This window comes from Phenylobacterium sp. (genome assembly GCF_035309685.1).
Lineage (GTDB): Bacteria > Pseudomonadota > Alphaproteobacteria > Caulobacterales > Caulobacteraceae > Phenylobacterium.
This window is the reverse complement of the sequence record NZ_DATGEX010000013.1, coordinates 43698-67057: the sequence shown is the minus strand read 5'-3', so window position 1 is coordinate 67057 and position 23360 is coordinate 43698. Positions and strand designations below refer to the sequence as shown.

The 23360-nt window shown below is 68.4% G+C and carries 22 protein-coding genes; 10 read left to right on the top strand and 12 right to left on the bottom strand.

Annotated elements, in window-relative coordinates; translation table 11 throughout:
• Window positions 1-3 precede the first annotated feature (3 nt).
• Entirely contained in the window at window positions 4-1548 is a 1545-nt protein-coding gene (locus VKQ35_RS03105) for a DHA2 family efflux MFS transporter permease subunit (protein WP_324358591.1), read from the top strand.
• Between the two features lie 157 nt (window positions 1549-1705).
• Here VKQ35_RS03105 and VKQ35_RS03100 read toward each other — a convergent pair whose 3' ends face one another.
• Window positions 1706-2050, bottom strand: coding sequence for an antibiotic biosynthesis monooxygenase (locus VKQ35_RS03100; protein WP_324358590.1), 345 nt, complete (start codon window positions 2048-2050; stop codon window positions 1706-1708).
• A complete protein-coding gene (locus VKQ35_RS03095) occupies window positions 2047-2364 on the bottom strand; it encodes an NIPSNAP family protein (RefSeq protein ID WP_324358589.1) in 318 nt (105 codons plus the stop codon). The genes VKQ35_RS03100 and VKQ35_RS03095 overlap by 4 nt, the downstream gene beginning before the upstream one ends.
• Before the next feature lie 116 nt (window positions 2365-2480).
• Here VKQ35_RS03095 and VKQ35_RS03090 point away from each other — a divergent pair, with 116 nt between their 5' ends.
• From VKQ35_RS03090 to VKQ35_RS03075, 4 genes are all read left to right on the top strand, one after another.
• On the top strand, window positions 2481-3185 hold the full coding sequence (locus VKQ35_RS03090) for a winged helix-turn-helix domain-containing protein (RefSeq protein ID WP_324358588.1): 705 nt from the start codon (window positions 2481-2483) through the stop codon (window positions 3183-3185).
• 88 nt (window positions 3186-3273) lie between these two features.
• Window positions 3274-3699: a Zn-ribbon domain-containing OB-fold protein gene (locus VKQ35_RS03085; protein ID WP_324358587.1), complete on the top strand. Its 426-nt coding sequence runs from the start codon at window positions 3274-3276 to the stop codon at window positions 3697-3699.
• A 4-nt stretch (window positions 3700-3703) separates the two neighbouring features.
• Window positions 3704-4864, top strand: a complete 1161-nt coding sequence (locus VKQ35_RS03080) for a thiolase C-terminal domain-containing protein (protein ID WP_324358586.1) — start codon at window positions 3704-3706, stop codon at window positions 4862-4864.
• A 66-nt stretch (window positions 4865-4930) separates the two neighbouring features.
• Complete coding sequence (locus tag VKQ35_RS03075; protein ID WP_324358585.1) at window positions 4931-6394, top strand: CehA/McbA family metallohydrolase; 1464 nt, start codon at window positions 4931-4933, stop codon at window positions 6392-6394.
• Here VKQ35_RS03075 and VKQ35_RS03070 read toward each other — a convergent pair.
• A complete protein-coding gene (locus VKQ35_RS03070) occupies window positions 6391-8898 on the bottom strand; it encodes an ATP-binding protein (protein WP_324358584.1) in 2508 nt (835 codons plus the stop codon). The two genes, VKQ35_RS03075 and VKQ35_RS03070, sit on opposite strands and share 4 nt — an antisense overlap.
• 370 nt (window positions 8899-9268) lie before the next feature.
• On the bottom strand, window positions 9269-9694 hold the full coding sequence (locus VKQ35_RS03065) for an Lrp/AsnC family transcriptional regulator (RefSeq protein ID WP_324358583.1): 426 nt from the start codon (window positions 9692-9694) through the stop codon (window positions 9269-9271).
• A 134-nt stretch (window positions 9695-9828) separates the two neighbouring features.
• Between VKQ35_RS03065 and VKQ35_RS03060 the strand changes: the two genes are divergently transcribed.
• Window positions 9829-10929 (top strand): saccharopine dehydrogenase family protein, encoded by a 1101-nt coding sequence (locus VKQ35_RS03060; RefSeq protein WP_324358582.1) that lies wholly within the window; start codon window positions 9829-9831, stop codon window positions 10927-10929.
• A gap of 5 nt (window positions 10930-10934) precedes the next feature.
• Window positions 10935-12482 carry an aldehyde dehydrogenase family protein gene (locus VKQ35_RS03055; protein WP_324358581.1) on the top strand — a complete coding sequence of 516 codons (1548 nt, stop codon included), beginning with the start codon at window positions 10935-10937 and terminating at the stop codon, window positions 12480-12482.
• Here the strand turns inward: VKQ35_RS03055 and VKQ35_RS03050 are convergent.
• Window positions 12479-13006, bottom strand: a complete 528-nt coding sequence (locus tag VKQ35_RS03050) for a group 1 truncated hemoglobin (RefSeq protein WP_324358580.1) — start codon at window positions 13004-13006, stop codon at window positions 12479-12481. The genes VKQ35_RS03055 and VKQ35_RS03050 overlap by 4 nt on opposite strands.
• Window position 13007: 1 nt before the next feature.
• The gene (locus VKQ35_RS03045) at window positions 13008-13883 is read right to left on the bottom strand and encodes a DUF3034 family protein (protein WP_324358579.1); all 876 of its coding nucleotides are present in this window, start codon (window positions 13881-13883) and stop codon (window positions 13008-13010) included.
• Between the two features lie 104 nt (window positions 13884-13987).
• On the opposite strand from VKQ35_RS03045, the gene VKQ35_RS03040 reads away from it, so the two are divergent.
• Window positions 13988-14641, top strand: coding sequence for a methylamine utilization protein (locus VKQ35_RS03040; RefSeq protein ID WP_324358578.1), 654 nt, complete (start codon window positions 13988-13990; stop codon window positions 14639-14641).
• Here VKQ35_RS03040 and VKQ35_RS03035 read toward each other — a convergent pair.
• Genes VKQ35_RS03035 through VKQ35_RS03025 form a run of 3 tightly spaced genes read right to left on the bottom strand, consistent with a single transcriptional unit; the run spans window position 14638 to window position 18934 of the window.
• On the bottom strand, window positions 14638-15906 hold the full coding sequence (locus VKQ35_RS03035) for a hypothetical protein (RefSeq protein ID WP_324358577.1): 1269 nt from the start codon (window positions 15904-15906) through the stop codon (window positions 14638-14640). The genes VKQ35_RS03040 and VKQ35_RS03035 overlap by 4 nt on opposite strands.
• A 5-nt stretch (window positions 15907-15911) precedes the next feature.
• Window positions 15912-18305, bottom strand: a complete 2394-nt coding sequence (locus VKQ35_RS03030; protein ID WP_324358576.1) for a putative bifunctional diguanylate cyclase/phosphodiesterase — start codon at window positions 18303-18305, stop codon at window positions 15912-15914.
• Entirely contained in the window at window positions 18305-18934 is a 630-nt protein-coding gene (locus tag VKQ35_RS03025) for a methylamine utilization protein (protein ID WP_324358575.1), read from the bottom strand. Before VKQ35_RS03025 ends, VKQ35_RS03030 begins: the two co-directional genes overlap by 1 nt.
• 190 nt (window positions 18935-19124) lie before the next feature.
• Between VKQ35_RS03025 and VKQ35_RS03020 the strand changes: the two genes are divergently transcribed.
• Both VKQ35_RS03020 and VKQ35_RS03015 read left to right on the top strand, forming a co-directional pair.
• On the top strand, window positions 19125-20102 hold the full coding sequence (locus tag VKQ35_RS03020) for a MoxR family ATPase (RefSeq protein WP_324358574.1): 978 nt from the start codon (window positions 19125-19127) through the stop codon (window positions 20100-20102).
• An 11-nt stretch (window positions 20103-20113) separates the two neighbouring features.
• A complete protein-coding gene (locus VKQ35_RS03015; RefSeq protein WP_324358573.1) occupies window positions 20114-21478 on the top strand; it encodes a vWA domain-containing protein in 1365 nt (454 codons plus the stop codon).
• Between the two features lie 13 nt (window positions 21479-21491).
• On the opposite strand, the gene VKQ35_RS03010 is transcribed toward VKQ35_RS03015, so the two are convergent.
• Genes VKQ35_RS03010 through VKQ35_RS03000 form a run of 3 tightly spaced genes read right to left on the bottom strand, consistent with a single transcriptional unit; the run spans window position 21492 to window position 23335 of the window.
• Window positions 21492-21767 (bottom strand): DUF6894 family protein, encoded by a 276-nt coding sequence (locus VKQ35_RS03010; protein ID WP_324358572.1) that lies wholly within the window; start codon window positions 21765-21767, stop codon window positions 21492-21494.
• A 3-nt stretch (window positions 21768-21770) separates the two neighbouring features.
• Entirely contained in the window at window positions 21771-22232 is a 462-nt protein-coding gene (locus tag VKQ35_RS03005) for a response regulator (RefSeq protein ID WP_324358571.1), read from the bottom strand.
• A gap of 2 nt (window positions 22233-22234) precedes the next feature.
• Window positions 22235-23335 carry a sensor histidine kinase gene (locus VKQ35_RS03000; protein WP_324358570.1) on the bottom strand — a complete coding sequence of 367 codons (1101 nt, stop codon included), beginning with the start codon at window positions 23333-23335 and terminating at the stop codon, window positions 22235-22237.
• Window positions 23336-23360 lie beyond the last annotated feature (25 nt).

Here is a 23360-nt window from a genome sequence, read left to right as displayed (position 1 = left end):
AAAATGGCCTCGACAAAGGACATCGCCAACCGCGTCCCGATCACCGGCGCGCTGATGCTGTCGACGCTGATGTACACCATCGACTCGACCGTCGCGAACGTCGCCCTGCCCCACATCCAGGGCAGCGTCTCGGCGAGCGCCGACCAGATCGTCTGGGTGCTCACCAGCTACATCATCGCCACCGCGATCATGACGCCGCTGTCCGGCTGGCTCAGCCAGAAGATCGGCCGCAAGACCATGTTCCTGTGGTCGATCGCCGGCTTTACCGGGGCCTCGATCCTTTGCGGCGTCGCCACCTCGCTTCCGGAGATCGTCATCTTCCGCCTGTTGCAGGGGGTCGCCGGCGCCTCGCTGATGCCGCTCTCCCAGGCCACCATGCTCGACATCTATCCGCAGAAGATGATTCCGCGGGTGATGAGCATCTGGAGCGCCGCGGTGATCCTGGGTCCGATTGTAGGACCCACGCTGGGCGGCTGGCTGACCGAGGACTTCTCCTGGCGCTGGGTGTTCTACATCAATGTGCCGATCGGCATCGTCGCCTTCCTGGGCATCTGGACCTTCATGGACCGCGACGACGGCGGGCGCGAGCGGCCGTTCGATTTCCTGGGCTTTGGGGCGCTGGTGCTGTTCATCGGCGGGTTCCAGCTGATGCTCGACCGCGGGCCGACCGAGGACTGGTTCGACTCCAAGGAGATTTGGATCGAGTGCGCGATCGGCGCAGGGGGCTTCTTCGTCTTCCTGGTCCAGACGCTCACCGCCGAGCATCCGTTCTTCCATCGCGACCTGGCGAAGGACTCGAACTTCCTCGCCACCACCCTGTTCTCGATGACCACCATGGTGCTGCTGTTCTCGTCGAGCGCGCTCTTGCCGTCGATGATGCAGAACCTGCTGGGCTATTCGGCGCTGCAGGCCGGCGTCGCCTCGATGACCCGCGGCCTCGGCTCGCTGATCGCCTTCCTGGCCGTGCCCATGCTGGTCGCGCGGTTCGGGCCGCGCAGGGTGCTCCTGGTCGGCATCGGACTATCGGCCTACGCCATGTGGCAGATGGGCCAGTTCGACCTTTCGATGACGGCGCGGCCCATCGAGGTGGCGGGCTTCATCCAGGGTATTGGCACCGGCCTCTTGTTCGCCCCGCTCAACACCTTGGCCTACGCGACGCTTTCGCCGATCCACCGCACCGAGGGCACCATCGTCTCCACCATGGCCCGAAGTATCGGCTCCAGCGCGGGGATTTCGGTGGTGCAGGCCATCCTGATCCGCGATGCGGCGCTCGCCCATTCGCGGCTGGCCGAGCATGTGACCGTCACCGACCCGGTGCTCCGCTGGAGCCTGCCGCAGGCCTTCAGCCTCTCCGGCCCGGGCCTGGGATTCCTCAACGGCGAGGTGACGCGGCAGGGGACGATGATCAGCTATGACGCCGTCTTCGGCGCCATGGGCGCCTTGGCGCTCTTGATGGCGCCCGCCTTGCTGGTCCTCAAGCCGCCGCCGAAGCAGCCCGCCGCCGCGCCGGGCGTCCCGGCCCCGGCCCGCGAGGTCCACGCCGACTAGTGTGCTGGCTTGGAAGTTCGCATCATTCTGGGTCGTGCTCTGCTGCGAACTTCAAAGCCCAAAAGCACACTAGAAATATAGACTTGCTAGTGTCCTCATCGATTCCGAAGTTCGCCAGAGCTCGCCACAAGCGCTTGCGAACTTCGGAATCGGGACACTAGCCGTTGGCGGCGCGCGAATCCGCCGGCGCCTGGTCCCGTTCGGTCATGCCGTAGTCGCGCAGCACGCTCGCCACCCGCAGCCGATAGCCGGCGAAGACCTCGCCCCGGCCGATGGCCTGGGCGCGCCGGTGCGCCTCCAGCCCGCGCCATTGCGCCACCGCCGCCTCGTCGCGCCAGAAGGACAGCGACAGCATCTTGCCGGGTTGCGCGAGGCTCTCGAACCGTTCGACGGAGATGAAGCCGTCGATGGACTCCAGCCGGGATTTCAGCTCCGCGGCGATGTCCAGATAGGCCTGCCGGCGCCCGTCGCGCGGCTCGACCTCGAAGATCACCGCGATCACGCCTTGCGCACCCCGCGCAGGAAGGTCCGCGTCTCCTCCATGATGAACTTCTTCTCCTGGGCGAACTTGAAGTTGGCCAACGAGTCGGCGTCCTGCCGCAGCCGGCCCCGGTAGGTCTCATAGGACGCCAGGCACTCGAAGCCGATCATGGCCAGCGCGACGTTGTTGGTCCCCTCGTGCGGCATGAAATAGCCCAGGAGATCGCCGCCCATCAGCGGGATGATGGTCAGCCACTTCCTGGCGTATTCCTCGAAATCGGCCGCCTTGTAGGGGTCGATGACATAGCGGATGCAGCAGACGACGTTGGTGCTCATGGAGGCCTCCGGGCTTGAAGGCCCCTCTCCTAGCCCGGACCGGCGCGCGAAGGTTTCGACCGCGATCGAAGCTTGGGCCCTGGGCGCCGGAGCCCGCCTGGGCTTAGGATCGAAATATGAAGGTCGGCCCCGACATCGCCGTCGTCGCGTCCCTGCTGGGCGACCCGGCGCGCGCCAACATGCTGACCGCCATGTCGGCGGGCCAGGCGCTGACCGCGGGCGAGCTCGCCCGCGAGGCCGGCGTCACCGCCCAAACCGCCAGCTCGCACCTGGCCAAGCTCTCGGCCGCCGGCCTGGTGGAGGGCCGCAAACAGGGCCGCCACGTCTACTATGGCCTCTCCGGACCCGACGTGGCCGGCGTGCTCGAGGCGCTCTCGGGCCTGGCCGCGCGCACCGGCCATACCCGCGTCCGCACGGGGCCGAAGGAGCCGGCGCTGCGCCGCGCGCGGGTCTGCTACGACCACCTGGCCGGCGACCTGGGCGTGGCCATGCTGGACAGTCTGACCCATCGCGGCATGATCGTGGGTACGGGCGAAACCCTGGTGCTCACCGAAAAGGGGGAGGCTTTCGTGACCGCGCTAGGCCTCGACCTGCCGGCGCTCACCAGCCTGCGCCGGCCGCTCTGCAAGGGCTGCCTGGACTGGAGCGTGCGCCGCTCGCACCTGGCCGGCGCCCTGGGCGCGGCCTTGCTGACCCGGTTCTTCAACCTAGGCTGGGCGACCCGCGAACCCGGGACCCGCATCGTCAGCTTCAGTCCCCGAGGCCTGGAGGCCTTTCGCGAAATCTTCGGGGTTCCGGCCGAGGCCGAAGCCTTGGCGTGACAAGCCCGTTCCGGTCGGCTTTGGTGCTGACGCCGTGATTTGACGCGGCCTTCGACCAACAGCCATTTCCAACCGGACGGATTTCCACATGCCACCACGGATGTTGCCTGAGCCCACGCCGGAGACCCGGCATTTCTGGGAGGGCTGCAAGGCGGGCGAGCTGCGCCTGCAGCGCTGCACCGACTGCGACGGCGGAAGCTATTTCCCGCCCCGGCCTTTCTGCCCCAAGTGCGGCAGCCGCAAGGTCGAGACCTACAAGGCCAGCGGCCAGGGCGTGCTCTGGTCCTACGTCATCAACATGCGCCCGCGCCCCGACATGGGGACCGAGCCCTACGCCATCGCGGTGGTGAAGCTGGCCGAAGGGCCGACCATGATGACCAACATCGTGGACTGCCCGCAGACGCCCGAGGCGCTGCAGCTCGACATGCCGCTGAAGGTCACCTTCTCGAAACAGAGCGACGACATCTCGCTTCCGTTCTTCCAACCCCAATCCTCGCAAGCTGGGGGAGCGTAAGCGCATGAAACGCAAATCCATCGCGGTCGTCGGCGCCGCCGAGACCACCCAGATGGGCCGCATCCCCGACGTCTCGGTGATCGGCCTGCACGCCGACGCGGCGCTGAACGCCATGGCCGACTGCGGCCTGAAGCCCTCGGACATTGACGGGGTCGCCTGCGCCGGCATCTCGCCGGTCGAGCTCGCCCACTATATGGGGATCACGCCCACCTACGCGGACGGCACCAGCGTCGGCGGCTGCTCCTTCATGCTGCACGTGCGCCACGCGGCGGCGGCGATCAACGAGGGGCTCTGCACCACCGTCCTGATCACCCACGGCGAGAGCGGCCGCTCCCGCGTCGGCGCCGGGGGCTTCGCCCGCGCGGCCTCCAGCCTCGCCGGCCAGTTCGAGATGCCCTATGGCCCGATGGGTCCGCCGACCATGTTCACGATTCCGGTGCTGCGCTACCTGAAGGCGCGCGGCTACACGGTCGAGGACCTGGCGCAGGTGGCGGTGGTCCAGCGCGAATGGGCGGCGCTCAACCCGCGCGCCAGCTACAAGGAGCCGATCACCATCGAGGACGTGCTCAAGTCCGACATGATCGCCTGGCCCTTCACCAAGCTGATGTGCTGCCTGGTCACCGACGGCGGCGGGGCGCTGATCCTGACCAGCGCCGAGCGGGCCAAGGACTTCCCGCAGAAGCCGGTCTACATTCTGGGAACCGGCGAGAGCGTCGAGACCCCGATGGTCAGCCAGATGGAGGACTTCACCTCGTCGCGCGCCTTCCGCGTGTCGGGCAAGAAGGCCTTCGCCGAGGCCGGCATCGGCCACGCCGACGTCGACCACTTGATGATCTACGACGCCTTCGCCCACCTGCCGCTCTACGGCCTGGAAGACCTGGGCTTCTGCCAGCCGGGCGAGGCGGCCACCTTCGTCCGTGAACGGAACACGGCGCCCCCTAAAGATGGAAAAGGCGGCGGCAAGCTGCCCTTGAACACCAACGGCGGCGGCCTCTCCTACATGCACTCCGGCATGTACGGCATGTACGCCCTGCAGGAGAGCGTGCGGCAGATGCGCGGCGTCGCCCCGGCCCAGGTCGCGAACGCCAAGATCAGCATCGCCCACGGCGTCGGCGGCATGTTCGCCGCCTCCGGCACGATCGTGTTCTCCAACGAGGCGCCGTAACGGCTGTCACAGATGAGGGGTCATTCGGGCGTCCCGACCGGACGGAGATCTAAAGTCGTGACGCCTATGCGATCCCTCATCTGCCTGCTGGCCCTCCTCGCCGCGCCCGCCGCTGCGCAGGACCTGACGCTCACCGGCGTGATGACCCGCGCCGACCACGAGCACTACCGGGAGATTCCCTTCAAAGTCCCGGCCGGGACGACGCGGCTGACAGTGGAGTTCGCCTACACCGGCAAGGATCAGAAGTCGGTGATCGATCTGGGCGTCCGCGATCCCGAAAGGTTCCGCGGCTGGAGCGGCGGCAACAAGCAGAGCTTCACGATCTCCGACGCCGAGGCCACGCCCTCCTACCTGCCAGGGCCGCTGCCGGCCGGGACCTGGAAGCTGGTGCTGGGCGTGCCGAACCTGCGGGCCGGCGCCGAGGCGCACTACACGGCCCACGTCACCTTCGAACACGGAACGAGCTTCGCCGGCTTCAGCGCCGCGCCGATCAAGCCGGAGCCGGGCTGGTATCGGGGCGACCTGCACATGCACACCGGCCACTCGGACGGGACGTGCCTGTCGATGCGCAAGGCCCACGTGCCCTGCCCGGTGTTCCGCACCCTGGAGGCGGCGCGCGCCCGCGGCCTCGACTTCGTTTCGGTCACCGACCACAACACGACCGCCCAGAACCAGGCCCTGCGCGAACTCGCGCCCTACTACGACGACCTGCTACTGATCCCAGGCCGCGAGATCACCACCTTCTACGGCCACGCCAACGTCTGGGGCCCGACCGCGCCCATGGACTTCCAGTTGGGATCGCCCCGCGCGCCCACCCTGGCCGCGATCCAGAGCCAGGTGGAGAAGGCCGGCGGCCTGATCTCCATCAACCACCCGGGCCAGCCGTCGGGCGAGGCCTGCATGGGCTGCGGCTGGACGGTGAAGGACGCCGACTTCTCGCGCATCCAGGCGATCGAGGTCGTCAACGGCGGCGCGCTTCGCCTGCCGGGCGGCGCGGAGAGCGTGATCTCCGGAATCCCGTTCTGGGAGGCCAGGCTCAACGCCGGCTTCCGGATCACCGGCGTCGGCGGTTCCGACAGCCACGACATCGAGATCAGCCGGGTGGCCGCCGCCGGCGTCGGCTATCCGACCACCGTGGTCCATGCCCAGGCCCTGTCGCAGCCGGCGATCCTGGCCGCGATCCGCGCCGGCCACGTGTTCATCGACGTCAACGCCAGCCGCGAGCGGTTGCTGGAGGTGAGCGCCGCATCCGGCGGAAAGACCGCGGAGATGGGCGATGCGCTCGCCGCCCCGGCCGGCGCGCCGGTCAGGATCACCGCGCACGTGACCCACGCGGCGGGCGGGTCCCTGTCGCTGACGGGCGACGGGCCAAGGCCGAAGCTCGCCGACGCCGCGCTCAAGGGGGACGACGAGACCAGGACCGTCGAGGTCTCAGGCGACGGCCAACGCCACTGGCTGCGCGTCGACGTGCGCGGGCCGGACGGCAAGCTCTGGCTGATCGGCAACCCGATCTACCTCAACGGCCGCTAGGCGACGGCGGTGGAGTCTTCGCCGGCGGCTTCTTCCGAGCGGCCGCTGATGGCGTTCATGATGCTTTCGATCAGCGCCTGGGCGTGGATCGGCTTGGAGAGGTGCAGATCGGCGCCGGCCTCGTGGCTGGCGCGCATGTGCTCGTCGAGCGCGTTCGCGGTCAGCATGATCACCGGCGTGCGCGGCAGGCCGGTTTCCCGCTCGAACTGGCGCAGCATGGCCGTCGCCGTGAGGCCGTCCAGCTCCGGCATCTGCATGTCCATCAGGACGACGTCGAAACGTTCCTGGCGCAGCAGGTCGATGGCCAGCTGGCCGTTCTCGACGATCACCGGGGTGACGCCGACCGACTCCAGGATCAGCTCGACGACCTTCTGGTTGGTCGGATGGTCCTCGGCCACCAGCACCCGGGCGCCGGCGATGTCGAACACCTGGGCCTCGTCCTCGCCCTCGTCCACGGCCACGTCTTCAAGCCGCTCCAGGGGCACGTAGACCGAGAAGGTCGAGCCGTGGCCCGGGCGCGACTGCACCACGATGCGCCCGCCCATCAGCTCGACCAGTGAGCGGCTGATGGCCAGGCCCAGGCCCGTGCCGCCGAACCGGCGGCGGATCGAGGCGTCGGCCTGTTCGAAGCGGCGGAACAGGCGCTGGCCCGTCTCCTCGTCGAAGCCGATGCCGCTGTCGGACACCTGGAAGCGGATCTCGTCGCCAAAGGCGATGACGTCGAGCACGACCTCGCCGGCCTCGGTGAATTTCACCGCATTGGAGAGCAGGTTGGAAAGCACCTGGGTGATCCGCACCGTGTCGCCCGCGTAGTGGCCCTCGGCCTCCGGCGCGATCGACCAGCGGAACGAGAGGCCCTTGGCCTGGGCTGACGCCTTGTGCAGCTCGGCCACATGGCTGACCAGCCGGGTCATGGCGAAGTCGTCGCGGCTGAGCGTGATCTCGCCGGCCTCGATCTTCGAGAAGTCGAGAATGTCGGTCAGCACCCGCTCGAGCAGGCGGCCCGAGGCGACGATCAGTTCGGCCAGCTCCTTGCCCTTGGGCGTGGTTTCCTGGCCGGCCAGGGTCTCGGAGATGGCGATGACGCCGTTCAGCGGCGTGCGCAGTTCGTGGCTCATATTGGCCAGGAAGCGCGACTTCTCGGTGTTGGCCCGTTCCAGCTGGGCGGTGCGTTCGCTGACCCGGTCCTCCAGCGAGGCCAGCACGGCGACCGTCTTTTCGCGCTCGGTGCGCAGCGAGGTCGCCAAGACGCCGATCTCGTCGTTGCGCAGCTCCACGTCGCTGACGTCGGGACGCTCGTTGTCGCCGCCCTCGCAGGACGCCGCCAGCCGCTCGACCGGGCGCACGATGCTGCTGCGCGCCAGCAGCACCACGGCGAGCGCCTGGATCAGTGAGGCGATACCGCCGATCAGCAGCACCCAGGAGGCCGACTTCAGGGCCGAGGCCATAACGTTGGCCTTGGGATAGGTCAGCAGCAGGTACCAGTTGGGGCCGTTCAGCCGCCCGAAGGCGACGATCTGGCGTCCGTCCGGGCTCTCGATGACGCCGTTCTCGCGCCGATCCTTGCCGATCCGCGCCACGAGGTCGGTGAGCGCGAACCGCTTCTGGTACTGGGCCAGGGTCTTTTCCGGCTGGGCGGCCTGGTCGGTGAAGCCCGGATAGGCGATCAGCTCGCCCTTGGAGGTCACGATCATCGGCGAGGCGCCGGACGGCGTGTTCTTCACCGCGTTCAGGAAGAAGTGGGTCAGCTCCATCGACGAGCCGAACGCGCCCACATAGCGGCCGTTCACATAGGCCGGCGTCAGGCAGGCCGTCGCCAGCCGCTTGCCGACCGTGTCCTGCACCAGGCGCTGCAGGTTGGTGCAGCGGGTGGCGCGGCTGGGGTCGAACTGCGGCAGAGTGACCTTGGCCATCTCCTCGCCGGAAATCGACAGGTCGGCCGGCGCCTCATGGCGATAGAACATCAGATGGTCCGGCCGGTCGGGGCCGTACATGACCAGCCGCGTGGGCTTGGGCATGAAGAAGTAGAAGTTGTCGTAGTCGCGGCGCATCGCCTGGCCGAAGTCCGACACCAGCCGGAACCCCGCCACCAGCGCGCGCATCTCGTCCGGCGTCGTCTGTTTGGCGCCGGCGATGAAGGCGCCGAGGCCATAGGTGTAGTCGCCCTGGTTGATCGCCCCGTCGAAATATTTGTCGCGGCTGCGGCGGGTGCCGTCGGCCTGCAGCGGGAAATAGTCGTCGGCCAGCCGGGTCACCTCGGCGTCCGACAGGTGGTTCATCCGCCGCTCCAGCTCCTCGCCGGCGGCCTTGTGGACGGTGGAGAGGTTGGAGAACTGGCGGTCCACATTGGAGCTGCGCTCCCGGACGTAGTCCGTGAGGTAGCCGATCTGACGGCTCGAGAGCTCGCGCTCAAAGACGACGAATGCGCCGAAGGTGCCGAGCACCGTCATGATCAGCGACATCAAGCCGACGCTGATCAGGAACCGACGCGAGAGGGATTTCATGGACCGGTGGGAACTCCGCCTAACCTACGGACCCTAAGCGGCGATCATAAAGGTCAGGTTTACGCGGTAGATTTGCCGCCGGCCGCGGTGAATCGGCCACAGTCGCGCTCAGCGGCCGTCAAGATTTGGAACCACGGAGAAGGCGCGGAAGTAAGATTCAACCACGGACGGACACAGATGCACACGGACGCGTCCTGCCGCTTGAAAGGCCGAAGGCCATCTTCCGATAGGCTCTGCCTACGATCAGAAGGCGAGCTGCGCTCGCCAAGCGCAAGGCGCGTCGGTGTGCATCTGTGTCCGTCCGTGGTCGAGCCTTCTTCCTTCTTCCGTGCTCTTTCCGTGTTTTCCGTGGTTGCTTTTCTTCCGCCCGTCAGCGGTCGAACTTGGTCGCCAGCACGATCGAGGAATTGGTGCGTTCGACGCCGCGCAGGGCGCCGATCTCATCGATCAGGGCGTCCATGTCGCCCACGCTGGGGGCGGCGACGGCGGCGATCATGTCCGATGGTCCGCTCACGGACTGCAGGCGCCGCACGCCGGGCATCCGTTTCAGCGCCGCGGTGACCGCGGCCGCCTGCTTCGGCTCGACCGTCAGCATGACGAAGGCGTGGATCAGGGCCGCCTCGCGCGCCTCCGACAACTTCACCGAATAGCCGGCGATCACCCCCGTGCGCTCCAGCCGGGCGAGCCGGCTCTGCACAGTGGTGCGCGAAAGGCCGAGCGCCCGGGCCAGCTCGGCGACCGGCGCGCGGGCGTCGTCGCGCAGGCGGGCGATCAGGTGGTCGTCGAGATCGTCCATCGCGCCCCCTCGTCAATCTGCCGATTTGTGCGGTCGATACGTCCAGATATCTCACGAATATCGCCGAGATGCCAATTGATATTGGCGCCGACGCGAATCATTCTTGGGCGACCCGCCGCCCGAGGAGCCCCACAATGCGCAAGATCGCCGTCATCGGCGCCGGCAAGATCGGCGCCACGGCCGCCAGGCTGCTCGCCGGTTGCGGCGACTATGAGGTCACGGTGATCGACGCCAACGCGCAGGCCCTGGCCGGCGTCGACGCCCGTGCGAAGACCGCAGCCGTGGCCATCGACAGCGCCGCGGCGCTCAAGGCGGCGCTCGCCGGCTGCTTCGCCGTCGTCAACGCCGCGCCCTACCATCTCACCGTCGCGGTCGCTGAGGCCGCCAAGGCCGCCGGCGCCCACTATCTCGACCTCACCGAGGACGTCGCCGCGTCGCGCGTGGTCCGCGACCTCGCCCGCGGCGCCGACGTCGCCTTCATCCCGCAGTGCGGCCTGGCGCCGGGCTTCATCACCATCGCCGCCTGGGACCTCTGCAAGCACTTCGACGAGCTGCACGACGTGCGCCTGCGGGTCGGCGCCCTGCCGCGCTATCCGTCCAACGCCTTGAACTACAACCTCACCTGGTCGACCGACGGGGTGATCAATGAATATTGCGAGCCCTGCGAGGCGATCGTCGAGGGCCGCCTGCGCGAGGTCCCGGCGCTGGAGGAATGCGAGGAATTCTCCCTCGACGGCGTGACCTACGAGGCCTTCAACACCTCCGGGGGCCTCGGCACGCTCTGCCAGACCCTCGACGGCAAGGTGCGCAACCTCAACTACCGCACCATCCGCTATCCCGGCCACGCGGCGATCATGAAGGCGCTGTTGAACGACCTCGGCCTGCGCAATCGCCGCCCGCTGCTCAAGGACATCCTGGAGCAGGCGGTGCCCGCGACCCTGCAGGACGTGGTCATCGTCTTCGTGACCGTCAGTGGACTGAAGGATGGCCGACTGATGCAGGAGACCTATGTCAACAAGGTCTACGCCCAAGTGATCGGCGGCGAAATGCTCAGCGCCATCCAGATCACCACCGCCGGCGCCGTCTGCGCGGTGCTGGACCTGTTGGCGGACGGCAAGCTGCCGGCCAGGGGCTTCATCCGCCAGGAGGACATTCCGCTCGCCGACATCCTGGGCAACCGCTTCGGACGCTTCTACGCTGGCGACACCCCGCAAGCCCTCCGCGCCGCCGAGTAGACCACATGACCCTGCAAAGCCCGATCAGCTCCGCCCCCCTCGCGTCGACAAGGGCGGAAGCCCATGACGTCCTGAGCCGCCTGGGCGTCGCCGAGACGCTGTGGACCGGCGGCGACCGCGCCGTGCGTTCGCCGGTCACCGGAGAGACCCTCGCCGACGTGCATGACGCCACACCGGCTTCCACAGCAAAGGCTGTGGAAACCGCGCACCAAGCCTATCTGGCCTGGCGCAACGTCCCGGCGCCCCGCCGGGGCGAACTGGTTCGCCTGCTGGGCGAGGAGTTGCGCGCCGCCAAGGCCGACCTCGCCGCCCTGGTGACTCTGGAGGCCGGCAAGATCGTCTCCGAGGCCCAAGGTGAAGTGCAGGAGATGATCGACATCTGCGACTATGCCGTCGGCCTGTCGCGCCAGCTGTTCGGCCTGACCATAGCCACCGAGCGGCCCGAGCACCGCATGATGGAGACCTGGCATCCGATTGGCGTGGTCGGCGTGATCTCGGCGTTCAACTTCCCGGTCGCGGTCTGGTCGTGGAACGCGGCGCTGGCGTTGGTCTGCGGCGACGCGGTGGTCTGGAAGCCGTCGGAAAAGACCCCGCTCACCGCGCTCGCCGTGCAGGCCCTGCTCGACCGCGCCATGGCGAAGTTCGGCGACGCCCCGCAAGGACTTTCCGCCGTCGTCATTGGCGGCCGCGAGGTCGGCGAGACCCTGGTCGACCACCCCAAGGCGCCGCTGGTCTCGGCCACCGGCTCGACGGCCATGGGCCGCGCGGTGGCGCCGCGCCTGGCCGCCCGCTTCGCCCGTGCGCTCCTCGAGCTCGGCGGCAACAACGCCGCCATCGTCGCGCCAAGCGCCGATCTGGACCTAACCCTGCGCGGGGTGGCCTTCGCGGCCATGGGCACCGCCGGCCAGCGCTGCACGACGCTGCGCCGGCTGTTCGTGCATGACAGCATCTATGACGCCTTCCTGCCGCGCCTGAAGGCCGCCTACGGCTCCGTGCCGGTGGGCGATCCGCGCAAGGCCGGAACCCTCGTCGGCCCGCTGATCGACGCGGCCTCGTTCGAGGGCCAGCAAAAGGCGCTGGCCGACGCCCGCGCGGCCGGTGGCCAGGTCACCGGCGGCGAGGCGGTTCAGGTCGCGGGCTGCGCGGACGCCGTCTATGTCCGCCCGGCCCTCGTGGAGGTGTCGGAACAGGCCGAGGTCGTCCGCCGGGAGACCTTCGCGCCGATCCTCTACGTCATGCGCTATGCGGATCTCAGCGAGGCCATCCGTCTGCAGAACGACGTGCCGCAGGGCCTGTCGTCCTCGATCTTCACCAACGACCTGCGCGAGGCCGAGCTGTTCACCTCGGCGCGCGGCTCCGACTGCGGCATCGCCAACGTCAACATCGGCCCCTCGGGCGCCGAGATCGGCGGGGCGTTCGGCGGCGAGAAGGAGACCGGCGGCGGCCGCGAGGCGGGCTCCGACAGCTGGAAGACCTACATGCGCCGCGCCACCAACACGGTGAATTTCGGCCGCACGCTGCCGCTGGCGCAGGGGGTCGAGTTCGACGTCTAGCGTTCCACCGACGTCCGCTGGATCGGGGCCAGCTTGGCGAGGAAGCGGTTCTGGTCGCGGAAGGCGATCTTCTCGTGATCCATCGCCTCCTGCAGGTGCTCGACCAGGGCGTTGAAGTCGGCGTTCTGCAGGCCCATGTCCTTGTGCACGGCCTTCATGTCGCGGCCTGAATAGGCGCAGCCGCCGTTCAGGATGTAGCAGAACTGCTCCTTCAGCGTGCGGCGCAGGCGCACCATGTCGTGGCTCTTGAAGATGTCGGAGATGCTCGGGTCCGCGAGGCTGCGGTCCACCAGCTCATCAACCACCCGGTCGACGCCCGGCGCCTCGTGGAACGCCTTCCACATACGGTCGCCCTCGAATTGCGGAGCGCCAGCGTTGGCGGGCGACGGGGTGTAGGCGGCGATCTCCTCCTCACCCGGATATTTTGCCGAGGGGTGTTCGACCTTGAACGTCGGGGGGCCATCCGCCTTGGGCGCAGGCTGTCCCGTCGCCACCGCGGCGGCGAAAATCAAAGCTTGGATCATCTTAGAACCCCGCTTGCAGTGAGAGGTAGACGCCGTTCTCGTGCTTGAAGGTCGCGATCTCGCCGAGGTCGACATAGGCCGCGGTGACCGAGAGGTGCTTGTTGATGGCGTAGGCGGCGAAAACGTCCGCCCAATCGTCTTCCTTCAGCCCGTTCAGGTTGTCGGGCTTGGTGCGGTATTCCACGCCGACCGCGAACTTGCGGGTCAACAGCAGGGCCGCGGAGCCTTCGAATTCGGCGTGATAGTCGTCGCCCCTATTGCCGCCGAAACCCAGCAGGCCGGTCTGGTTGGCCTTGGTGGCGCGCACCGTGCCGTTCAGCACCAGGCTCTCGTCCAGGAACACCTTGGAGGCGGCCACGAAATAGTCGACGCCACTCGAATGCTGGCCGCCCAGGAAACTGATCACCGCGCTTTGGTCGGCCCGTTTGAACTGGGCGCCGAGCGCGACCTGGGGCATCCAACTGTCCTGATTGTAGACCGCATCGCCCGCCACCTTCACCTTCACGCCATAGACGTCCTGACCGAAGGTGAAGCCGTGGCCCAGGCCCAGCTTCTCGCCGGTCCCCTGGGTGTCGAATTCCTGGTGCGCGTAGCTCAGCTCCACCCGGTCGCGGAAGCCAAGCGCCGCGCCGTAGGTGCGGAACTGGTAGTCCTTCAGCTGGATGCCGGTGGCGTGGACATTGCCGCCGATGCCGTCGCGGGTCTCGTAACCGGCGATCAGCGCCCAGGTGGCGATGCCGCCGCCCGCCGCGCCTTCGATATCGCTGACGCCCTGGGTCAGCAGCAGCTTGCCGCTGGCCCGCAGTTCGTCGGCCTGGGCCGCCCCGGCGCAGGCCAGGAGACCGGCGCCCATGAGCGCCACGCACGGTCCACGCATGGAAGAGTCCCCACTCACCGTCCGCTTGCCGCGGGCCGTCTGAGGGGAAGTTTGCCTTTGTATTCTTTATATTACGTTCAGCGAAACCGGTTATCCCGGCCTATATGCGACACCCCCTCGAGACCGCCGCGGCCTGCGTCGCAGCCGCCGCCATCGCTGGTTCCGCCGCTGCGGCCGACCTCACCGTCACCGTCAAGGGCGAGGACGGGACGCCGCTGGCCGACGCCGTGGTCCTGGTGCATCCGGCCGCCGGCTCGGGCCCGGCCAGCGCCATCCATTACGCCTGGGCCACGACGATGACCCAGCAGAACATCGCCTTTAACCCCTACGTCCTGATCGTGCCGGTGGGATCGACCGTGGGCTTCCCCAACAAGGACAAGGTGCGCCACCACGTCTATTCGTTCTCGGCGGCCAAGAAGTTCGAGCTGAAGCTCTACGGCCAACAGGAGGAGCGCAGCGTCACCTTCGACAAGGCCGGCATCGTGGCCCTGGGGTGCAACATCCACGACGTGATGATCGGCTATATCTACGTCGCCGACACGCCGTTCGCGGCCAAGACCGACGCGAGCGGAACGGTGACGATCCACGGCCTGCCGGGCGGCAATGGCACGCTCAGCGTCTGGCACCCCGACATGCGCGCCAAGGTTCCGGCGGACAAGGCGGTGAACCTCACCACCGCCGCGCCGGAGACCGTCGCGCTCGACCTGCGGCCGGTGAGCCAGCGGCACAAGAAGATGGCGATGTCGTCGCCGCTTTAGAAGCTGAGGCGCAGCACAGACTGCGCCACGGTCTGGTCCTGGTCCGGTTGGACGCCCGCGAGCGCCCGGGCCGGGCGCTTGGAGGAGATGCGCTCCGCCTCGAGGATCAGGTTGGCGTGGGGGCTCAGCCGCTTTCGCCAGGCCGCCGTCGCCGCCCAGCCGGTCTCATTGTTGTTGTCGAGCGCCACGAAGGTCCGGTCGTGGTTGCGGAAGCCGTCGAGGCGGAAGGTCGCCGCGTCCTCGCCGAAGCGATGGGTGACCAGGGCATAGGCGGCCTGAAAATCCATGTCGAACCAGCGACCGCCCGGAATGGCATGGCCCATCACTGTGTGGCCCTGCAGCGCCTGCGCCAGCACCACGGTGTCGGTATCGGCCTGCCAGCGCAGGCCGGCGTCGGTGAAGCGCGTCGCCCAGGCCCACTGGAGGTCGGCGTCCACCGCGGTCCGGTTGCCTGCGTTGTCGTAGCGGATGAGGTTGAAGCTCACCGGCGCCGGCGGGCGCCATTCCAGGCGCGCGTAGTAGCCGGCGCGATGGTCGAGCTCGCGCGCGGGATAGGTCTCATCCCCCTGGAACTGGCCCGCGAAGGCCGAGAGCGGCGGCAGGGAAAAATGGGTGAAGGCGCCGGCGCGGACCGCATCGGTGGCCCAGCCGCGGAAGGTGAGCAGGGTGGCGGAGGTGTCGTCCCAGCCGAACACCGCGCCCGTGGCTTCCAGCTTGTGGCCGCCGACCGCGCCCTTCCAGCTCAGCTCGACGCCGCCGACCTTCACCTCCTCGCCGATCCAGGTATCGAGCGCCGAGGCGCTGACCGTGTCCGGCGTGGTCCAGCCGAGGCCTGTGTGCTCCTGCGAGACCGGCGGATAGAAGAGGCCCGCCCGGGCGGAGAACCGACCCACCGACGTCGGCGGCGCCTTCAGCGTCACATAGGCCTCGTCGAGGTCGAGCGCGGGGCGGACCTGCGGCTGGGCTTGGACGCTGACCACCGCGCCCAGCGCGAAGTTCAGCTGCGGGCGCCATTCCGCCACCGCCTGGCTGAGGTCGAACCGGCCGTGGCCAGCGGCGACCGCGGTCTTGCCGAAGCCGCCGTCCAGCCAGGACCGTTCGCCGTCGGCGGCCGCCAGGCGGATGTCGGCCAGGCCGTGGACCGTCTGCGGCCCGATCAGGCTGTCGAGATCGGAATCGGTCCGGGACTGGGCGCAGGCGGCCCCTGCGCCGGCCACCGCCAGCGCCGCGATCGTCACGCAGGTGAGCCTTGCGAAGCCTTGCATGACCCCTAACCGAAGCGGCGGGCTTTCACGTCATCCTCGCCGAGGAATCGCAAAAGTTCCTTTAAGGGTAGCGGCTTGGCGATCAGGTAGCCCTGGGCCGTGTCGCAACCCATGCCGGCCAGGATGGCGTAGCAGTCCTCAGTCTCCACACCCTCGGCCGTCACCTTCAGGCCCAGGCTATGGGCCAGGTCGATGGTGGAGCGGACGATCAGCGCGTCGCGCTGGCTTTCGGTCACGCCCTCGACCAGGGACTTATCGATCTTCAATTCATGGCCGCGGATCTGCTTCAGATAGGCCAGCGACGACAGGCCGGTGCCGAAATCGTCGATAGAGATCTTGATCCCGGCGTCGGCGAAGCGGCCGATCATGCTGAGCGCCAGGTCCGGGTTCTCGATGACCGCCGTCTCGGTGATCTCGAAGATCAGCCCGCCCGCCGCGCGTTGCGCCTCCGCGAGCGCGAAGTCGGCGAAGTCCGGCTCGCCCAAGGTTCGGCCCGAGACATTGACCGACATCTCGACCACGTGGCCGGCTTCGGCCAGCTGCGCCTGTACGTCGATCGCGCGCTTGAACACCCATTCGGTCAGCGTGCGGATGTGGCCGGTTTCCTCGGCCATGGGGATGAACAGGTCCGGTGGCAGCATGCCGCGGGCCGGATGGCGCCAGCGCGACAGCGCCTCGACGCCGGTGACCTTGCCCAGCCGCATGTCGAACTTCGGCTGATAGAACAGGTCGATGGCGCCGTCCTCCAGCGCGCGCAGCATGCCGCTCATCAGGGCGAGGTTCGCGGCGGGGTCGCCGTAGGCGGCCGCGTCGAAGAAGGCGACCCTGCGCCTGGCGCCGCGCGCCTGGTCGAGCGCGATATTCGCCTGTTCGATCGCCGCGCCCGGACCCGCGCCGCGCTGCAGCGAGGCCAGACCCAGGTGCAGGGTCAGATCGATAGCGTCGCCGCCGACATTGAGCGGGGTCTCGAGCTCGGCCATCAGGCGCTGCGCGTCGTCCTCCGCGGCCTTCAGGTCGGCGGCGACCAGCACGAAACCCAGAACGTCGCTCGCGACGCGGGCGACGCCCGACGCGGGAGCCAGACCCGCCAGGCGGTTGCCGATCATCCGCATGGCCTGGGCGGCCAGCGCGTAGCCGATGGCGCCGCGCAGGTGGTCGAAGCGGTGGACGCCGAGCGCCGCCACATAGACCTGGCCGGGCGGCAGGTCGGACAGCGCCTCGACGACACGCTCCAGGGCCAGGCGGTTGGGCAGGCCGGTGTCGCCGTCGTGCAGGGCCAGGTGGGTGATCCGCCGCTCGCGGTCGCGGATCTCGGTGGCCATGGTGTTGAAGCTGCCGGCCAGTCGGCCGATCTCGTCCTCGGTCTCGATCTCGACCTGGGCCTCCTCGCCGCGCTTCAGGCGATGCACCGCCTCGTCGAGCGCGCTGATCGGCCGGGTGATGCCGCGGGCGAGCGCCCAGGACCCCCAGGCCACCACGCCCAGACCCGCCAGGCCGGCCAGGGCCACCATGGCCAGCATCAGCTGATAGGGCGCCATGGCCCGCGCCAGGGGATAGCGCAGCACCAGCACCGCCGGCTGGGTCTTGGTCAGCGTCGGAAGCGGCTTGACCAGCGCCAGCGCCGCGCCATCGCCGGCGTCGATGGACTGCGGCGTCGTGATCTTGCGGGCGATGGCCTGGTCGATGAAGGCCGACAGGCGGGCGCGATCATGCGCGCTCACCCTGCCTTCCTGTCGCCAGCCCCCACTCTTCAGGTTCGGGGCGTCGCGGCTCAGCACCGCGGCGTTCAGCGGGATCGCCGACAGCTTCTCAAGCGCGGTCATCTCGCCCCTGTCGAGGCGCACCGCGAACACCAGCCAGCCGATCTGGTCGGGCGAAAGCACCGGGGCGGCCATGATCTGGTAGGGCGCGCCGCCCAGCACCACCACGCCGGAGGGGTCCTCGGCGTTGTCCAGCGCCTTCGCAAGCAGCCGCGCGTCGGCGGCGATCGCGCCGGCGTCGTCGCCGATCACGCGGCCTTCGGCGGTGACGATGAAGGCGCGGTCGATCTCGAAGCGCTGCTTCAGGTTCTCCATCGCCGAGACGATGGTGGGATCGTCGCGCGTGGCGACCGCCTCGCGGAAGCCGAAGTCCCTGGAGAGCAGCGAGGAGCCCTCGCGAAGCCGGTCGGAGCGCAGCGACCAGACCCGGTCGAACACCGTGCCCGTGGCGGTCAGTTCGCTCCGCACCTGACGCTGGGCCGCCTGGCCGATGGCCAGATAGACGCTGAGCGAGACCAGCAGCAGCACCGCCCCGAACAGGCCCGCGTAGAGCACGGTCAGGCGCGTGCGCAGGTGCGTGAACCGCGTCAGGCGCGCTTTCAGGCCCTGCAGGGCCGCGAGCTCGGGGCGGCGGGCCATCAGTAGCCGCCGCGCCGCAGCGGCGGCGTTCGCGCCTCGGCTGTCACGGCCAGCGCGAACGACCCGGAGGCCGGCGCCTTGACCGAGCGGCTCACCTCGTTGCGCGGACCCTTCAGGAAGGGCTGCCAGACCACCACCTGCGCGTCGCCGGGCGGCAGGTCACGCACCACAGCTTCGCCCTTGGCGTCGGTCTTGGCGGCGAACGGCGTGTCGACGACCTTGATGAAGGCGGTCATGTCGTCGTGGATGTTGCAGCCCAGGGCGACCACGCCCGGCTTGTCGAACTTCACCGAGCGCTGCTCGTCGCGGCCGTAGAGCTTCAACTCGAAGGTCTTGGCCGGCGAAAACGAGAAGACGTGGTGCTTGAAGGGGTCCCGGTTCGGGAAGGCGACCTCGGCGCCCACCGGCACCACCAGGACGTAGGGCTCGAACTGCATGTCCTTCTGGGACATCATATAGGGCCAGGGGAAACGGATCGGGCCGCGCGGCGCGCCGGACGCCGGGTAGACGGTGACCACCGCATTGGCCAACGGCTTGCCGCCCGGGGTGGCGAGCGAGAGCGCAAGGTCGGCGGCCCCGGCCGGAGAGGCGACAAGGGTCGCGACCAGTATGGCGAGCAACTGGCGCATGCCCGCGTGGCCTAGCGCAACAGTTCTGAAGGTCACGTAAACCACGGAAAAATTTTGGCTTCCGGATTTCAACCCAGGCGCGAACGGGTTTCCCGTTTGCCCTCGCGCGGGCCACTTGGCACTATCGCGCCCATTGAAGAACCCAAGTGCGGCCGTTTCATTCCGCCCTCCCATTTGAAAGCCTGTGACTTTGACGATTTCCACATCCGCCGCGGCCGCCGCCGGCCCCACGTCGGGGCCCAACACCGCCTCTGGCCCGTTTTCTTCGGTCGACGCCCTGGTCGAGGGTCTGGGGAGCGTCGGCTATATCGCGTCGCGCCGCATCGCAACCGCCCTTTACATGGCCGCACACCTGCAAAAGCCGATCCTGGTCGAGGGCTCGGCCGGCGTCGGCAAGACGGAGCTCGCGCTCTCCACCGCCCGCCTGCTCGCCCAACCGCTGATCCGCATGCAGTGCTACGAAGGCCTGGACGAGTCCAAGGCCCTCTACGAGTGGAAGTACGGCAAGCAGCTGCTCTACACCCAGATCCTCAAGGACCGCATGGGCGTCGCGCTGGCCGACGCGCCCGACATGGATTCCGCCATGGATCGGCTGCACGGCATGGGCGACCTGTTCTTCTCCGAGCCCTTCCTGGAGCCCAGGCCGCTGATGCAGGCGCTGCGCCAGGACGACGGCTGCGTGCTCCTGATCGACGAGATCGACAAGTCGGATGAGGCCTTCGAGGCCTTCCTGCTGGAGGTGCTGTCGGCCTACCAGGTCTCCGTGCCGGAGTTGGGCGTCATCGTCGCCAAGACCCCGCCGTTGGTGTTCCTCACCTCCAACAACGTCCGCGACCTGGGCGACGCGCTGAAGCGCCGCTGCCTGCATCTGCACATCCCGCTGCCGGAGCCGGCGCTGGAGGAGCGGATCGTCGCCACACGCGTGCCGGGGATCGAGGCGACGCTGACCAGCCAGCTGGTGGCCTTCGTCCAGTCGCTCCGCACGCTGGATCTCCGCAAGGCGCCTTCGATCTCCGAGACCGTCGACTGGGCCCGCGCGCTCATCCTGCTGCACGCCAAGGACCTGGAGCCGGCTATGGTGCGCGACACCCTCAACGTGATCCTGAAATTCGAGCAGGACATCACCGCCGTCGAACCCCAGATCGTCGAGCTGATGGGCCGCAGGTGAGCGGGGGCTAGGTGCAGCACACCCTCGAAGAATTCCTCCGTGCCCTCAGGGCCGCCGACGTCAAGGTCTCGCCGGCCGAGGCGATCGATGCGGCGCGCACGGTCGCCGCCGTCGGCTACGCCGACCGCGAGCTGTTCAAGGACGCGCTCTGCGCGACGCTCGCCAAGTCGCGCGAGGAGGTCGGCCGGTTCGATGAGACCTTCGAGACCTTCTTCACCCGCGACAGCTTCAGCCTGCCGCCGCCGGAAGACGACGAGGCGGAAGGCAAACCCCAAGACGGCGACGCGACCGGCGTGGACCAGTCTCCGCTCGCCCAGATGCTGCTGGACGGCGACGCGGCCGGCATGGCCCAGGCGATGGAGGAGGCGGCCCGCGCCGCCGGCGTCGCCGAGATCCGCCTGTCGACCCAGCGCAGCCGGCTGACGCGCAAGCTGCTGGACGAGATGGGTCTGGCGCAGATCGAGCAGATCATCGCCAACGCCAAGCGACTGCAGACCCACGCGGGCGCCCGCCTGGCGGTGCGGCTGGAAGCCGGCAAGACCGCGCTCACCGCCCAGGCCCAGGCCTATGTGGAGCGCCAGCACGAACTCTATGCGGCGGGCTCGGGCGCCAAGCTTCGCGAAGAGATGCTGGCCAAGAAGGCGCTGAACGCCGACGGCGGCATCGATCCCGTCGACCTTGTCATGATGCAGGCGCTGGTCAAGCGCATGGCCAAGCGGCTGGCCGACCGCTATTCGCGCCGCCGCCACACCGCCAACAAGGGCCACCTGGACGTGCGCAAGACCCTGCGCAAATCCATGGCCCACGGCGGCGTGCCCTTCGAGATCGAGTGGAAGATCAAGAAGGTCGATAAGCCGTCGATCGTCGCCATCTGCGACGTGTCGAAATCGGTGGCCGCCGCCGCCCAGTTCCTGCTGACCTTCCTCTATTCCCTGAACGAGGTGGTCGACCGCCTGGACGCCTACGCCTTCTCCGGCCGCCTGATCCCGGTCAACGCCATCCTCGACGACAACGGCGTCGAGAAGGCGATCCTCAAGGTGCTGCAGACCATCGGCTTCCAGCAGACCGACTACGGCAAGGCGCTGGAGGACTTTGCCGAGAACCACCTGGACCGCGTCGACCGCCACACCACGGTGATCTTCCTGGGCGACGGCCGCTCCAACTTCGCCGACCCGCGCCTGGACATCATGCAGACCATCGCGGCCCGCTCACGCGCGGTGATCTGGCTGAACCCGGAACCGGAAAGCTATTGGGCGCAGGGCGACAGCGTCATGCACCGCTACGCCCGCTTCTGCAGCGTCGCCAAGACCTGCAACACCCTGGGGCAGCTGGAACGCATCATCGAGGATGTGCTGCGGACCTATTCGGCGCACTAGGCCCCATGCTCGGCTAGCCTCCGCCAGGGCGGGATCGGGACAATTTGGTCCGCGGCAAGTCGGGCGAATTGGTCGCCATGAAGGTCAGGATGAACAGCACGCGGCGCGCTTCATCGCGAACCTCGAGCTGCCACTCCTCGCCCTCCCAGAACCGTGAGGGATTTTCCTTCAGCAGTTCACCGGACCGCACGACCGCGTGAATGCGCGCGGCCTCGAGGTCGACGAACTCGCTGCCCACCTCATCAGGAAAGAACTCACCGTCGCGGATGTCGAAGAAGTAGCGCGCCATGCCCTAGGCCAGACCCGGCGCCGCGGCGTCCGCGGCGCGGTCGAAAACCTCCAGGCCGTCCGGGCGCGGCCGGGTTTCGTCGCCTCGCAGATGCGCCAAAAGATAGTCGACGGCGACGACCACGTCGGCGGCCCGATAGGGCTTGGGCAGCGAGCCGATCGCGACAGTCCGCATGGACATTGCGCGGCTTACCTGGCCGCTGATGAAGAGGGTCGGAATGCCCATCGCCTGGAGCTCTCCGGCCAGAGCGATGCCGTCGTCGCGCCCTTGAAGCTCGATGTTCACCAGCGCCAGGTCGGGCTTGTGGATCCGGGCGGCCGACAGGGCTTCCTGATGGCGACCCGTGAGGTCGAGGACGCGGTAGCCGGCGTCCTCCAACTCATCCTGGATGGCCATGGCCGGCAGGATGTCGTCCTCGACGATCAACAGGGTCTGGCCGCGGACGGGCTTCGTCTGGGGGGCCATGGTCAGGCGCCGCTCTCAGCCGACGGCCGGCCGGCGGCGGCTTCGCCCTCGGCGCCCTCGTCTCCGCCGACAAGGGCGATCTGGGTGTGAGTGATCGAAACCCTCGTGCCGGGATGGGCGCCCTCGATCTCGACGGTCGCTTGCTGCTGCCGCGCCAGGGCCTCGACGATGCTGGTCCCCAGGCCCGCGTGGACGTCAGCGGGATCCATGGGCAGGCCGACGCCGTCATCGGTGACCGACAGGGTCCAGTTCGGGCCGCGGAATTCGCAGTCCACCGTGATGCTGCCGCGCCGATGTTCCGGGAAGGCGTGCTTCAGCGCGTTGATCACCAGCTCGGTGACGATCAGGCCCAGGCTGACGGACACCCGCGCATCGACAACGCCGCCGCCGCCCGTGACGGTGAGGGAGATCTCGTTGGGATCGCCGATCATCGAGGCGGCGATGCTGGCGCACAGGTCGGTGAAGTAGCTGTGCAACTCGACCTGGCCATCGCCCGATCCGGAGAGCTGCCGCTCGAGCGCCGCAATGGACATCACCCGGTGATGGGCGTCCCGCAGGTGCCCACGGGTCTCGTCCGACTGGGTGCGGCGGGCGTTCTGCAGCAGGACGCTGGCGATGATCTGCAGGCTGTTGGCGACCCGATGGCGGACCTCCTGCAACAGCACGAGGTTCTGCTGCAGCACATCGTCCTTGAGCTTCTCGTTGGCGCGCGCGTCGGTCACGTCGCACACCGCCATCAGCAGCCGAAGGTTCTCCAGGTCGAGGTAGACGAGCCGCTGGGCGTGGATGACCAGACGCCGTGTGCGCTCGCCCGGTCGCCTGAGATCCATCTCATAGGCCTCGATCTTGGCCGCGCCGGAGATAGCGGCGTCCAGCAGGGAACGCAGTTGCGGCGCGTTCCACTCGCCGGCGCCCAGAGTGGAAAGCGGCCGGCCCTGGGCGGTCGCCGCGTCGATCTCGAAAGTCTCCGAGAAAGAGGCGCTGGCCGCGATGATGTTCAGGGCGCCGTCGAGCATCAGCAGGGGACCAGGCGAGGAGGCGACCACCGCCATGGTCAGGCTGAGCGCGGCTTCTTCCGAATAGGCGGGCGGTTGGGCAGCCATGGCTGACCCTTCAAGAAACTGGAGG

Bases quoted from the DNA above. Each gene is read 5' to 3' on its own strand.
- VKQ35_RS03105 (WP_324358591.1), top strand. From the start codon at position 4: ATGGCCTCGACAAAGGACATCGCCAACCGCGTCCCGATCACCGGCGCG.
- VKQ35_RS03095 (WP_324358589.1), bottom strand. From the start codon at position 2,364: ATGAGCACCAACGTCGTCTGCTGCATCCGCTATGTCATCGACCCCTAC.
- VKQ35_RS03090 (WP_324358588.1), top strand. From the start codon at position 2,481: ATGAAGGTCGGCCCCGACATCGCCGTCGTCGCGTCCCTGCTGGGCGAC.
- VKQ35_RS03085 (WP_324358587.1), top strand. From the start codon at position 3,274: ATGCCACCACGGATGTTGCCTGAGCCCACGCCGGAGACCCGGCATTTC.
- VKQ35_RS03080 (WP_324358586.1), top strand. From the start codon at position 3,704: ATGAAACGCAAATCCATCGCGGTCGTCGGCGCCGCCGAGACCACCCAG.
- VKQ35_RS03075 (WP_324358585.1), top strand. From the start codon at position 4,931: ATGCGATCCCTCATCTGCCTGCTGGCCCTCCTCGCCGCGCCCGCCGCT.
- VKQ35_RS03070 (WP_324358584.1), bottom strand. From the start codon at position 8,898: ATGAAATCCCTCTCGCGTCGGTTCCTGATCAGCGTCGGCTTGATGTCG.
- VKQ35_RS03065 (WP_324358583.1), bottom strand. From the start codon at position 9,694: ATGGACGATCTCGACGACCACCTGATCGCCCGCCTGCGCGACGACGCC.
- VKQ35_RS03060 (WP_324358582.1), top strand. From the start codon at position 9,829: ATGCGCAAGATCGCCGTCATCGGCGCCGGCAAGATCGGCGCCACGGCC.
- VKQ35_RS03055 (WP_324358581.1), top strand. From the start codon at position 10,935: ATGACCCTGCAAAGCCCGATCAGCTCCGCCCCCCTCGCGTCGACAAGG.
- VKQ35_RS03050 (WP_324358580.1), bottom strand. From the start codon at position 13,006: ATGATCCAAGCTTTGATTTTCGCCGCCGCGGTGGCGACGGGACAGCCT.
- VKQ35_RS03045 (WP_324358579.1), bottom strand. From the start codon at position 13,883: ATGCGTGGACCGTGCGTGGCGCTCATGGGCGCCGGTCTCCTGGCCTGC.
- VKQ35_RS03040 (WP_324358578.1), top strand. From the start codon at position 13,988: ATGCGACACCCCCTCGAGACCGCCGCGGCCTGCGTCGCAGCCGCCGCC.
- VKQ35_RS03035 (WP_324358577.1), bottom strand. From the start codon at position 15,906: ATGCAAGGCTTCGCAAGGCTCACCTGCGTGACGATCGCGGCGCTGGCG.
- VKQ35_RS03030 (WP_324358576.1), bottom strand. From the start codon at position 18,305: ATGGCCCGCCGCCCCGAGCTCGCGGCCCTGCAGGGCCTGAAAGCGCGC.
- VKQ35_RS03025 (WP_324358575.1), bottom strand. From the start codon at position 18,934: ATGCGCCAGTTGCTCGCCATACTGGTCGCGACCCTTGTCGCCTCTCCG.
- VKQ35_RS03010 (WP_324358572.1), bottom strand. From the start codon at position 21,767: ATGGCGCGCTACTTCTTCGACATCCGCGACGGTGAGTTCTTTCCTGAT.
- VKQ35_RS03005 (WP_324358571.1), bottom strand. From the start codon at position 22,232: ATGGCCCCCCAGACGAAGCCCGTCCGCGGCCAGACCCTGTTGATCGTC.
- VKQ35_RS03000 (WP_324358570.1), bottom strand. From the start codon at position 23,335: ATGGCTGCCCAACCGCCCGCCTATTCGGAAGAAGCCGCGCTCAGCCTG.